The sequence below is a fragment of the Variovorax sp. 10L421 genome, assembly GCF_056395365.1.
Genome location: NZ_JBFTJJ010000016.1, coordinates 164388 through 176670, shown reverse-complemented (window position 1 = coordinate 176670; position 12283 = coordinate 164388). Strand labels below are relative to the sequence as shown.

At 68.7% G+C, this 12283-nt stretch carries 8 protein-coding genes; 6 read left to right on the top strand and 2 right to left on the bottom strand.

What is annotated here, in order from left to right:
• Positions 1–100: 100 nt before the first annotated feature.
• The 3 genes from AC1DFC_RS20445 (at position 101) to AC1DFC_RS20435 (ending at position 3944) form a co-directional block, all read left to right on the top strand.
• The gene (locus AC1DFC_RS20445) at positions 101–1594 is read left to right on the top strand and encodes an alkaline phosphatase (RefSeq protein WP_478179879.1); all 1494 of its coding nucleotides are present in this window, start codon (positions 101–103) and stop codon (positions 1592–1594) included.
• 44 nt (positions 1595–1638) lie between these two features.
• On the top strand, positions 1639–3159 hold the full coding sequence (locus tag AC1DFC_RS20440; RefSeq protein WP_478179878.1) for an alkaline phosphatase: 1521 nt from the start codon (positions 1639–1641) through the stop codon (positions 3157–3159).
• Between the two features lie 113 nt (positions 3160–3272).
• Positions 3273–3944 (top strand): hypothetical protein, encoded by a 672-nt coding sequence (locus AC1DFC_RS20435; protein ID WP_478179877.1) that lies wholly within the window; start codon positions 3273–3275, stop codon positions 3942–3944.
• Positions 3945–3947: 3 nt separating this feature from the next.
• Here AC1DFC_RS20435 and AC1DFC_RS20430 read toward each other — a convergent pair whose 3' ends face one another.
• Together AC1DFC_RS20430 and AC1DFC_RS20425 are read right to left on the bottom strand one after the other, a co-directional pair.
• Positions 3948–4427 (bottom strand): cyanophycin metabolism-associated DUF1854 family protein, encoded by a 480-nt coding sequence (locus AC1DFC_RS20430; RefSeq protein ID WP_478179876.1) that lies wholly within the window; start codon positions 4425–4427, stop codon positions 3948–3950.
• Positions 4424–6739: a cyanophycin metabolism-associated ABC transporter gene (locus AC1DFC_RS20425; protein WP_478179875.1), complete on the bottom strand. Its 2316-nt coding sequence runs from the start codon at positions 6737–6739 to the stop codon at positions 4424–4426. The genes AC1DFC_RS20430 and AC1DFC_RS20425 overlap by 4 nt, the downstream gene beginning before the upstream one ends.
• Before the next feature lie 139 nt (positions 6740–6878).
• On the opposite strand from AC1DFC_RS20425, the gene AC1DFC_RS20420 reads away from it, so the two are divergent.
• The 3 genes from AC1DFC_RS20420 (at position 6879) to AC1DFC_RS20410 (ending at position 12263) form a co-directional block, all read left to right on the top strand.
• Positions 6879–9131, top strand: a complete 2253-nt coding sequence (locus AC1DFC_RS20420; protein WP_237726067.1) for a cyanophycin synthetase — start codon at positions 6879–6881, stop codon at positions 9129–9131.
• Entirely contained in the window at positions 9128–11695 is a 2568-nt protein-coding gene (gene cphA, locus AC1DFC_RS20415; protein WP_007831759.1) for a cyanophycin synthetase, read from the top strand. The genes AC1DFC_RS20420 and cphA overlap by 4 nt, the downstream gene beginning before the upstream one ends.
• Positions 11696–11852: 157 nt before the next feature.
• The gene (locus AC1DFC_RS20410; protein WP_007831760.1) at positions 11853–12263 is read left to right on the top strand and encodes a hypothetical protein; all 411 of its coding nucleotides are present in this window, start codon (positions 11853–11855) and stop codon (positions 12261–12263) included.
• Positions 12264–12283: the final 20 nt, after the last annotated feature.

Here is a 12283-nt window from a genome sequence, read left to right as displayed (position 1 = left end):
TGTGCATCGTCACCGCCGAGTCATCTGACGTCTTTAGATTTCACTCCCAGAAACGGTGCGCGTCATGCGCACCGGTCGAACAACCATCGAAGGGAGTCGCATGACCCAACGCTTCATTGCCCCAGCACTGCTGGGTTTCTCGCTGCTGCTGACCGCCTGCGGCGGCAGCGGCAACAGCAACGGCTTTTCCTTGCTGCCGCTGATCCCGCCGCCGACCACTGCGCCGCCGGCCGCGCAACCGCCCGCCGCGCAACCCCAGAAGAACGTGCTGTTCTTCCTGGGCGACGGCATGGGCATCACCACGATGACCGCCGCGCGCATCTACAAGGTCGGCGAGGACGGCGACCTGACGATGGACACGCTGCCCGAGACGGCCTTCGTCCACACCTATTCGAACGACGCCCAGGTGACCGACAGCGCCCCCTCGATGTCGGCCTACATGACCGGCGTCAAGATGAACAACGAAGTCATCTCGATGAGCCCCGAGACCAAGGCCACCGACGCCTCGGGCAAGGCCTACCACGTCAGCTTCGACAGCACCTGCCCCTCGGGCAACGGCCAGGCCGTCGAGACGCTGCTCGAGCAGAGCAAGGCCAAGGGCTATGCGACCGGCGTGGTGACCACCACGCGCATCACGCACGCCACGCCCGCCGCCACCTACTCGCATGTGTGCCACCGCGACGCCGAGAACACCATCGCCGCGGCGCTGGTGCCGGGCGGCGCGGGCTACAACGGCAAGCTCGGTGACGGCGTCGACGTGTTCTTCGGCGGCGGCACCGACTACTTCACCGCCAAGGAAGACGGCGGCAAGCGCAACGACAAGCGCAACCTGATCGCCGAACTGAAGGCTGCCAAGTACAGCTATGCCGGCAGCAAGAGCGAGTTCGACAAGCTGCCTGCAGACGGCGCCACCAAGATCGCCGGCCTCTTCACCAAGAGCCACATGGCCTACGACCTGGACCGTGACGCCACCAAGGAACCGAGCCTGGCAGAGATGACCGGCAAGGCCATCGATGCACTGGCGGCGCGCAAGAAGGGCTTCTTCCTGATGGTCGAGGGCGGCCGCATCGACCACGCGCTGCACGCCACCAACGCGCGCCGTGCGCTGCAGGACACCGGCGCCTTCGACGACGCCATCAAGCTCGCGCTCGACAAGATGCAGGCGATCGATCCGGGCCTGAAGAACACGCTGGTGGTGGTCACGGCCGACCACGACCACACGCTGCAGCTCAACGGCTATGCCGCGCGCACCGGCAAGACCGAGGCCGGCAAGCCGGGCGTGCTCGGCCTGGTGAAGGACTATGTAGACACCAGCAAGACCAGCAAGGACGTGGGCGGCAACCCCTACACCATCATCGGCTTCGGCAATGGCCCGCGCCGTCTCGCCACGCGCGGCCCGATCAGCGACGCCGAACTGGAAAGCAAGGACTACAAGCAGGAAGCCGTCGTGCCGATGGATGCGGCCAGCGACTCCGAAACCCATGGCGGCGCCGACGTCTTCCTCGGTGCTCAGGGCCTGGGCGCCGACAACTTCTCCGGCGTCATCACCAACACCGACGTGTTCGGCCTGATCAAGAAGGCGGTCGGCCTGTGAGGGGCACCCCGCACGCACCGATGAGCACAACCATGAACACGACCATGAACCGCATCACTCGCAAAACCCGTCTGGCCGCCGCCCTCGTCTGCGCCGCCGCCGGCACCCTGGCCGGCAACGCTTACGCCGCCGGCGAAGCCAAGAACGTCATCTTCTTCCTCGGCGACGGCATGGGCCCTGTCACCGTGACCGCCGCGCGCATCTACAAAGGCGAGAAGCAACTGGCCGCCAAGCCCGGTTCGCTCGTGAGCCCCGAGCGCGCCAACCTCGTCATGCAGTCGCTGCCCTACGCGGCGCGCGTGAAGACCTTCTCGCTCGACGGCCAGACCACCGACAGCGCGCCCTCGATGGCGGCCTACATGACCGGTGTGAAGATGCGCAACGAGGTGATCTCGATGTCGAGTGACACCACCGCCGTCGACAGCACCGGCAAGCAGTACATCAACGGCGAAGACACCACCTGCCCGTCGACCAACGGCAAGGCGGCCGACACGCTGCTCGAGCTCGCCAAGGCCAAGGGCCGCGCGGTCGGCGCCGTGTCGACCACGCGCGTCGGCCATGCCACGCCGGCCACCACCTACGCGCACATCTGCAACCGCAACGGCTACAACACCATCGCAGAGCAGAGCGTTCCGGGCCACCCGAACTACAACCCCAAGCTGCTCGACGGCGTCGACGTGCTGCTCGGCGGCGGCCAGCGCAACTACCTGCCGAAGTCGACCAATGCGCAAAGCAAGCGCACCGACAACGTGGACCTGGTGGCCGCGATGACGGCCAAGGGCTACACCTACGTCGACACGGGCACCAAGCTCAAGGCCGTCGACACGGCCGCCACGGGCAAGCTGCTGGGCCTGTTCTCGCAGAGCGAAATGGCCTACGAGCTGGACCGCGTCAAGCAGAGCCTCGACCAGCCGAGCCTGTCCGACATGACCGAGAAAGCGCTCGGCGTGCTCAGCAAGAACGACAAGGGCTTCTTCCTGATGGTCGAAGGCGGGCGCATCGACCACGCGCTGCACGGCACCAATGCCAAGCGCGCGCTGGAAGACACGCTGGCCTTCGACGCGGCCATCCAGACCGCGCTCGACTACATGAACAAGAAGGACCCGGGCCTGCAGAACACGCTGGTGGTGGTCACGGCTGACCATGATCATGCGATCGCCTTCAACGGCTACCCGAAAATCGGTAACCCGATCCTCGGCCTCGTCAACGGCTACGCCGACGGCAAGCCCTTGAAGGCGGCCGATGGCAAGCCCTACACCACGCTGGTGTTCGGCAACGGCGGCCGCCCCAATGCAACGCTCGCCAGCCAGACCAACCCCGAAGACGGCAACAAGCCGTGGATCGCACCCAAACGCGACACGGATCGCGACGACCAGACCGCGATGGACACCACGGACGACAACTTCCTGCAGGAAGTCGGCATCAACCTCGGCACGCCCGGCGCGGAAACGCACGGCGGCGGCGACGTGATGCTGTTCGCCGGCGGCGCGGGCTCGAAGAGCTTCAAGGGCACCATGGAGAACATCAAGGTGTTCAACAAGGTCAAGGAAGCGGCCGGACTGTGATCAAGCACACCCCCAGCCTTCGCGCACTTCGTGTCGCTTCGGCAACCCTCTTGCAGAGGGCGATACCTGCGGCCCGGCGAAGCCGGTTCCGCGGTATCCCTGGCATGGTGCTGATGGCCGTTCTGAGCCTTCCGCTGGCGGCCAGCGCCGCCGGCGATGCCGAGGCGCCCGACCAGAACCTGCGCATCCAGCACCACGTGATGTCGATTGGCAAGGACGGCGTGCAGCGCGACAGCCGCTATGCCGACCTGATGTTCCGCCGCGCCGGCACCGTGTGGGTCGAGCGCGAGCTGCCGCCCGTGCTGCGCGCCGACCATGACCACGAGGCCCGCGAAGGCAAGGTGCACATCGGCCACTCGCACGCCGACAACACAGCCGCGCCGCTGTGGCTGCGCCGCGATGCGGCCGGCAAGGTGCAGGTGGGCATGGTGCTGCGCGAGCAGCGCAAGGTGATCGAGGTCGACGCCGCCGACTACGGCAACGTCGGCTATGGCGGCTCGTGGGCGAATGCCTACTGGCTGGTCGATCCGGCGAGCCTGCCGCGCATGAAGCCGCTCGGCGCGGCTGGCAGGGGCGTGCAGCGCTACGAAGTGCAGCAGGGCGAGAGCACGCTGCGCATCGAGTGGGACACGGTCGGCCGCTATGCGCGCAAGATCGAGCAACGCAATGCGCACGGCACCTCGCTCAACGTGATGACCGCCTCGGCCATCGCGGCGCCGAAGACGCTGCCGTGGAAGACCGCCGATGCCTACGAGCGCGGCGAGTACTCCGACCTGCTGGACTGAGCGCTAGAGAAAACGTTCGAGCAGCTTGCGCGACGCGCGGTCGAGCGTCTTCACGTCGGGAATGCGGAACTGCACGCCGTGCGCGCTCGCAATGAGCAGCGCGCCGCCTTCGAGCCGGCGGATGTCTTCCTCGGCCTTGAGCACGAAACTGGTGTCGCCGCGGTCGGTGCTGATGGTCCAGGTGCTGGGCACGCCGAAGCTCGACACGCCGTGCAGGCGCAGCAGCGTGGGCGCGAAGTCGCGCACCGCGAGTTCTTCTTCGAGCAGCACCCTGGCCTGCGCCGGGAGTTGCTCGACGCTGTCGATCCAGACCAGCTCGCGGCCTTCGCTGCCGACCAGCGACACGCCATGGCCCGGCGCGCTCAGCGGAAAGGCCCGCACGGGCGTGACGCCCACATGGCGCTCGCCCTGCGCGTCGGTCAGCACGAGGCGGCCGAAGGCGTCGCGTTCGAGTTCGAAAGATGGGGTGTTGAGTTCGGTCATGCGTCGCCCGCCGGATGTGCTGCGTGGCTGATGGCCAGGGGGGCTTGCGCACTGGCGCGCTCATTGGCGGCGCCTTCGCTCGCATCGTCGTCGCCCTGGCGCAGTTGCGCCTGGTAGAGCCGCCAGTAGGCGCCCTGCTTCGCCATCAAGGCATCGTGCGGCCCGACCTCGACCACTTCGCCGCGGTCCATGACCACGAGCCGGTCGGCCTTGCGCAATGTCGACAGCCGGTGCGCGATGGCGATGGTGGTGCGGCCCTGCACGAGGTTGTCCAAGGCCTTCTGGATTTCCTTCTCGGTCTCGGTGTCCACGGCCGAGGTGGCCTCGTCGAGGATCAGGATGCGCGGATCGATCAGCAGCGCGCGCGCAATGCTGATGCGCTGGCGCTCGCCGCCCGACAGGCCCTGCCCGCGCTCGCCCACGAGCGAGTCGTAGCCGTGCGTCAGCCGCAGGATGAAGTCGTGCGCATGGGCCGCGCGGGCCGCGGCAACCACCTCTTCGCGCGTGGCGTCGGGCTTGCCGTAGGCGATGTTCTGCGCGATGGTGCCGAAGAACAGGAAGGGTTCCTGCAGCACCAGCCCTACGTGGCGCCGGTAGTCGGCCACGGCGAAGCGGCGGATGTCGGTGCCGTCGACCTTGATGGCGCCGTCGGTCACGTCGTAGAAGCGGCAGATGAGGTTGACCAGCGTGCTCTTGCCCGAGCCGCTGTGGCCCACGAGGCCGATCATCTCGCCGGGCTCGATGGTCAGGTCGAGGTCGTGGATCACGGCGCGCGAGCCGTAGCGAAAGCCCAGCCCGCTCATCTCGATGCGGCCCTGCACGCGCGGCACCTCCCCCGGCTTGGCCGGAAGGCCGACAGGAACCGGCTTTGCCGGTTCGGGCACATTGCTCACGTGGTCGAGGATGTCGAAGATGCGCTTGGCGCCCGCGGCGGCCTTCTGCGTGACCGAGACGATGCGGCTCATCGAGTCGAGCCGCGTGTAGAAGCGGCCGATGTAGGCGATGAAGGCCGTGAGCACACCCACCGTGATGCTGCCGCGCGCCACCTGCCAGATGCCGAAGGCCCACACCACGAGCAGGCCGATTTCGGTGAGCAGCGACACGGTCGGCGTGAACAGCGACCACGTGCGGTTGAGCTTGTCGTTGACCTGCAGGTTGTAGGTGTTGGCGACGCGGAAGCGCTCGGCCTCGCGGCGCTCCTGCGCGAAGGCCTTGACCACGCGGATGCCGGGAATGGTGTCGGCCAGCACGTTGGTCACCTCGGACCAGACGCGGTCGATCTTCTCGAAGCCGGTGCGCAGGCGGTCGCGCACGACGTGGATCATCCAGGCGATGAAGGGCAGCGGCACCAGCGTAACCACCGCGAGCAGCGGGTTGATGGAGATCAGGATGACCGCGGTCATCACGATCATCAGCACGTCGTTGGCGAAATCGAGCGCGTGCAGCGACAGGAAGACGTTGATGCGGTCGGTTTCGGAGCCGATGCGCGCCATCAGGTCGCCGGTGCGCTTGCCGCCGAAATAGTCGAGCGGCAGGGTCAGCAGGTGCTCGTAGGTGGTGGTGCGCAGGTCGGCGCCGATGCGCTCGGACACCAGCGCCAGCAGGTAGGTGCGCGCCCAGCCCAGCCCCCAGCCGACCAGCGCCGCGATCAGCAGGCCGCCGAGGTACAGGCCCACGCGCATGGTGTCGATCTTCTGCCCGTTCTGGAACGGGATCAGGATGTCGTCCATCAACGGGATGGTCAGGTACGGCGGCACCAGCGTGGCGGCGGTGGAGATCAGGGTGAGTACGAATCCCAGGATCAGCTGCTTGCGGTACGGGCCGGCGAAACGGCCCAGGCGCAGCAGCACCCAGGTCGATGGCGGGGTCTGGAGTTCGGCGTCGGGGGTGCCCTCTTCGCCGTCGGCAACCTCGACGGCCCCCGCTGTCTCCTTGGCGACACCGGCCGTTCGCTGGCCGAACAACTTGAGCAGGCGCAGCGCCGCGACCTGTCCGGCCAGGGTGTAGCGCCAGCGGGCCAAACGGCCCGAAGGCCCCGTCAAATCGAGGGTTCCCACCCCCGAGTGGTCGGACAGGCGCAGTTCCAGGGCTGCATCGGTTAGCGGCCACTCACGCCATTCGCCGCCCGGTTCGAGCGCGATCAGCCTCTGGTCAGTCAGCGCGACTAGGCCGCAAGCGAAGCGAAGTTGGTCGTCGAGGTCAACCGACAGTATTACCAGAACGTTTTCCGCGACTGCGAGCCGGTTTTTCAGCGCGTCTGAAGCCGCCTCTGTTTCGCCCTCCCGGGTGCCGACTGGATCGTGATGTTGCATTGTGTTTCTCTGACTCTTGCCCGTCGCGGGCCGCATGGACCGCGTCATGGCGCCCTTGGTCGGGCGCCGATTCTGACCGATTGCCATGGGCGCGCCTGAAGGCGCCGTGGTGCTCGGCCAAAGCACTTCGAACGTTTGCATGACCCGTTTCGACGACATCCGCCTGCTGCGCATCAACTATTTGCGCGGTCCGAACCTCTGGACCTACCGTCCGGTACTCGAAGTCTGGCTCGACCTGGGCCAGCTGGAAGACTTCCCCTCCAACAAGATCGACGGCTTCACCGACCGCCTGACCGGCCTGCTGCCGGCGCTCATCGAGCACCACTGCGGCGTCGGCGAGCGCGGCGGCTTCATCCAGCGCCTGACCGAGGGCACGTGGTCCGGCCACGTGCTGGAGCACGTGGTCATCGAACTGCTGAACCTCGCCGGCATGCCGACCGGTTTCGGCCAGACCCGCAGCACCTCCGAGCACGGCGTCTACCGCATGGTGTTCCGCGCCCGTGACGAGCAGGTCGCCCGCGTGGCGCTGGCCGAGGGCCACCGCCTGCTGATGGCGGCCATCAACAACGACCCGTTCAGCGCCGCCGACGTGCAGAAGGCCGTCGACGCGGTCAAGGCCAAGGTGGAAGACTGCTACCTCGGCCCGAGCACCGCGGCCATCGTGGCCGCCGCCACCGACCGCGGCATTCCGCACATGCGCCTGAACAGCGGCAACCTCGTGCAGCTGGGCTACGGCGCCAACCAGCAGCGCATCTGGACCGCCGAGACCGACTACACCAGCGCCATCGGCGAATCGATCGCCAGCGACAAGGAGCTGACCAAGTCCCTGCTCGCGAGCTGCGGCGTGCCGGTGCCCGAAGGCCAGGTGGTCGCCAACGCCGAAGAAGCCTGGGAAGCCGCCGAGGACATCGGCCTGCCGGTGGCCGTGAAACCTTCCGACGCCAACCACGGCCGCGGCGTGTCGCTCGAACTGACAACGCGTGAAGAAGTCATGGCCGCCTTTGCGGTCGCCGAGCCCGAGGGCAGCGACGTGATGGTCGAGCGCTTCATCCGAGGCCACGAGCACCGTCTGCTGGTGGTGGGCGGCGAAGTGGTGGCGGCCGCGCGCGGCGAGATCATCACCGTGACCGGCGACGGCCAGAGCAGCGTGCGCGACCTGATCGACAAGCAGCTCAACAGCGACCCGCGCCGCGGCGCCGAGGAAGAGTTTCCGCTCGACGTGATCGTGATCGACAGCGACGCCAAGCTGCAGCTCGAGCTCAAGCGCCAGGAGCTGGACGCCAACGCCGTGCCGGCCGCCGGCCGCGTGGTCACGATCCAGCGCAACGGCAACATGGCCAACGACTGCACCGACCAGGTCCACCCCGAAGTCGCGCACGCCGCCGTGCTCGCCGCGCGCGTGGTGGGCCTTGACATCGCGGGCATCGATCTCGTGGCGCAGGACATTTCCAAGCCGCTGGGCCCGCAGCGCGGTGCGATCGTCGAAGTCAATGCCGGCCCCGGCCTGCTGATGCACCTGAAGCCGGCCGTCGGTTCGCCGCGCCCGGTGGGCCGCGCCATCTGCGACCACCTGTTCCCCAACGACGCGCCCGGGCGCATTCCCGTGGTCGGCGTGGCCGGCTCGCGCGACACCGCCGTGCTGGCGCGCCTCGTGGCCTGGCTGATCGGCCTGGGCGGGCGCCAGACCGGCCTCGCCTGCCGCGACGGCCTGTTCCTCGAACGCCGCCGCGTCGATGCGCGCGACAGCGCCAACTGGGACGCCGGCCACCGCCTGCTCGTGAACCGCGCCGTGCAGGCCGTGGTGATCGAGAACGGCGCCGAAACCATCCTGCGCGACGGTCTCCCCTACGACCGCTGCGAAGTCGGCATCGTCACCGATCTCGATGGCTTCGAAGCCCTGGCCGACTACGACATCACCGAGAGCGACCAGATGGTGAAGGTGCTGCGCACGCAGGTCGACGTGGTGCTGTCCGAAGGCACGGCCGTGCTGAATGCGGGCGACCCGCGCGTGGCCGGCCTCGCGCCGCTGTGCGACGGCGCCGTCATCCTCTATTCGGCCGACCCGCAGGCCGCCGAACTCACGGCGCATCAGCGCGCCGGCGGCAAGGCCGTGCTGGTGCGGCAGGACCGTGTTGTGCTGGCCAACGGCAACAGCGAATCGTTCCTGCCCGGCCTCGGCCGGCTGACCGTGTGGCGCGCCACCCATGCCGGCGTGAGCCTCGAAAGCCTGCTGGCCGCCGTGGCCGCCGCCTGGGCAATGGGCATTCCGCTGAACCTGATCGGCGCCGGCGTGGAGGCCTTCGAGGCCGACCTGCAGGCGGCGCTCGCCTCGCTGCAGCTGTCGCAGACCCAGCCGCTCTCGTCGCAACACCCCCAACAGCAATTCGCATGAGAGTCACCCGCATCCGAGCCCTTCGCGGCCCCAATCTCTGGAGCCGCCACACTGCCATCGAAGCGGTGGTTGCCTGCCAAGGCGACGAGAACGCCATCAGCAAGCTGGCCGGCTTCGAAGCCCGCCTGCGCGCGCGCTTCCCGACCATCGGCGAACTGCACCCGATGGTGCTGGGTCAACCGCTGGCGCTGGCCCATGTGCTTGAGAACGCCGCCGTGGCGCTGCAGGCGCAGGCCGGCTGCGCCGTCAACTTCGGCCACACCTCGCCCACCGTGGAAGAAGGCGTCTACCAGGTCGTGTTCCAGTACAGCGAAGAAGCCGTCGGCCGCCGTGCGATCGAGTTGGCCGAGCAGCTGATCGAGGCCGCCCTGGCCGACACTGCCTTCGACGCCAACGCCGCCATCACCGAGCTGCGCGACCTCGACGAATCCGAGCGCCTGGGCCCGAGCACCGGCTCCATCGTCGATGCCGCCGTGGCGCGCGGCATTCCGTATCGCCGGCTGACCAGCGGCAGCCTGGTGCAGTTCGGCTGGGGCTCCAAGCAGCGCCGCATTCAAGCCGCTGAAGTCGACAGCACCAGCGGCGTGGCCGAATCGATCGCGCAGGACAAGGAACTGACCAAGCAGCTGCTCAACGCCGCCGGCGTGCCGGTGCCGCTGGGCCGCCCCGTGGCCAGCGCCGAAGACGGCTGGGCTGCTGCCAACGAGATCGGCCTGCCGGTCGTGGTGAAGCCGCAGGACGGCAACCAGGGCAAGGGCGTCACCGTCAACATCAACTCGCGCGAAGAACTGTTCGCGGCCTACGACTCGGCCGCCGTCTACGGCGAGGTGATGGTCGAGAAATTCCTGCCCGGCTTCGACTTCCGCCTGCTGGTGGTGGGCGACCGCCTCGTGGCCGCCGCGCGGCGCGATCCGCCACAGGTGATCGGCGACGGCAGCGCCACGGTGCGCCAGCTGGTCGACACCGTGAACCTTGACCCGCGCCGCGGCGAGGGCCATGCCACTTCGCTCACGAAGATTCGCCTCGACGACATCGCCATCGGCCGGCTCGAGGCCCAGGGCCTCACGCCCGACAGCGTGCCCGCGCGCGGCCAGCGCGTGGTGCTGCGCAACAACGCGAACCTGTCGACCGGCGGCACCGCCACCGACGTGACCGACACGGTGCACCCCGAAGTCGCGGCGCGCGCCGTCGATGCGGCGCAGATGGTCGGCCTGCACATCTGCGGCGTCGACATGGTCTGCGAGAACGTGCTGCGCCCGCTCGAGGAACAGCACGGCGGCGTGGTCGAGGTGAACGCAGCGCCCGGCCTGCGCATGCACATCTCGCCCTCGTTCGGCCGCGGCCGCGCGGTCGGCGAAGCGGTGATGGACACCCTGTACGCCCACGGCGACGACGGCCGCATTCCCGTGGTCGCCGTCACCGGCACCAACGGCAAGACCACCACGGCCCGCCTCATCAACCACCTGCTCGCATCGAGCGGCCTGCGCACCGGCATGACCAACACCGACGGCGTGTACGTCGACGGCCGCCAGACCGACAGTGGCGACTGCAGCGGCCCGAAGAGCGCGCGCAACGTGCTGATGCACCCCGATGTCGACGCGGCCGTGTTCGAAGTGGCGCGCGGCGGCGTGCTGCGCGAAGGCCTCGGCTTCGACCGCTGTCAGGTGGCAGTGGTCACCAACATCGGCAGCGGCGACCATCTGGGCCTGAACTACATCACCACCGTCGAAGACCTCGCGGTGTTGAAGCGCGTGATCGTGCGCAATGTGGCCGCCGACGGCTACGCGGTGCTCAACGCGGCCGACGTGAACGTCGCCGCCATGGCGGCCGGCTGCCCCGGCCACGTGATCTTCTTCACCGCCGACCGCATGCACCCGGTGATGGCCACGCACCGCGCGCAGGGCAAGCGCACCGTGTACGTCGACCAGGACACGCTGGTCGCGGCCGAAGGCTCGTGGCGCGAGCGCATTGCGCTGCGCGACGTGCCCATCACGCGCGGCGGCACCATCGGCTTCCAGGTCGACAACGTGATGGCCGCCGTGGCCGCGGCCTGGGCCGTGGGCCTCGACTGGGACACCATCCGCAGCGGCCTCGCGAGCTTCATGAACGACGCGGCCGGCGTGCCGGGGCGCTTCAACGTCATGGACTACCGCGGCGCCACCGTGATCGCCGACTACGGCCACAACACCGACGCCATGCGCGCACTGGTGTCGGCGGTGGACACGATGCCGGCGAAGAAGCGCTCGGTGGTGATCAGCGGCGCGGGCGACCGGCGCGACTCGGACATCCGCGACCAGACGGCCATCCTCGGCGAAGCCTTCGACGACGTGATCCTTTATCAGGATGCTGCACAGCGCGGCCGCGCCGACGGCGAAGTGATGGCACTGCTGCGCCAGGGCCTGCAGGGTGCGGCCCGCACCCGCCAGATCGACGAGATCCGCGGCGAGTTCGTCGCGATCGACGCCGCGCTGGCCCGCCTGCAGCCGGGCGACCTGTCCCTGATCCTGGTGGACCAGGTCGAGGAAGCGCTCGCTCACCTGGCACAGCGCATCGCAGCGGGCTGAAGCCCCTCTTGCCGGACACGTCCCACATGCAGGGGCGCGTCCGGCCCGGTCGACGGGCGCGGCTGTCCCACAGACCCGCAGCCCCCGGCCACGCCAGACTAAGGCTCCTGTCACGCACCTCATTGCAGGGAGGGCGTGCTTTCACCAAGGAGCCCGCATGACAACAACAGTTCGTTCCATCCTGTCCGCAGCGGCATGCCTCGCCGCCAGCGGCTTCATGGCCTTCGGCGCACAGACCGCCGGCGCGCAGGCGCCGGGGTCTGACGCCCGCATGCAGAAGGAACGCGCCACCTGCGACGGTGTACAGCAGGACCGCGCCGCCTGCCTGCGCGAAGCCGGCGCGGCCCGCCAGGAAGCGAGCCGCGGCGGCCTTACCAGTCCGAGCCCGGTCCGGGAGCAGGTCAACGCCCTCGCCCGCTGCGGCGAACTGCCGGCCGCCGAGCGGCCCGACTGCGAAGCCCGCATCGAGGGCGGCGCACGCACCACCACCGACGGCAGCGTGATGGGCGGCGGCGTGATCCGCGAAACCGTGACGCCGCTGGCGCCACAGACCATGCCGGCACGCTGAAGGAACCCGCCCTCCTCGGG

Bases quoted from the DNA above. Each gene is read 5' to 3' on its own strand.
- AC1DFC_RS20445 (WP_478179879.1), top strand. From the start codon at position 101: ATGACCCAACGCTTCATTGCCCCAGCACTGCTGGGTTTCTCGCTGCTG.
- AC1DFC_RS20440 (WP_478179878.1), top strand. From the start codon at position 1,639: ATGAACCGCATCACTCGCAAAACCCGTCTGGCCGCCGCCCTCGTCTGC.
- AC1DFC_RS20435 (WP_478179877.1), top strand. From the start codon at position 3,273: ATGGCCGTTCTGAGCCTTCCGCTGGCGGCCAGCGCCGCCGGCGATGCC.
- AC1DFC_RS20430 (WP_478179876.1), bottom strand. From the start codon at position 4,427: ATGACCGAACTCAACACCCCATCTTTCGAACTCGAACGCGACGCCTTC.
- AC1DFC_RS20425 (WP_478179875.1), bottom strand. From the start codon at position 6,739: ATGCAACATCACGATCCAGTCGGCACCCGGGAGGGCGAAACAGAGGCG.
- AC1DFC_RS20420 (WP_237726067.1), top strand. From the start codon at position 6,879: ATGACCCGTTTCGACGACATCCGCCTGCTGCGCATCAACTATTTGCGC.
- cphA (WP_007831759.1), top strand. From the start codon at position 9,128: ATGAGAGTCACCCGCATCCGAGCCCTTCGCGGCCCCAATCTCTGGAGC.
- AC1DFC_RS20410 (WP_007831760.1), top strand. From the start codon at position 11,853: ATGACAACAACAGTTCGTTCCATCCTGTCCGCAGCGGCATGCCTCGCC.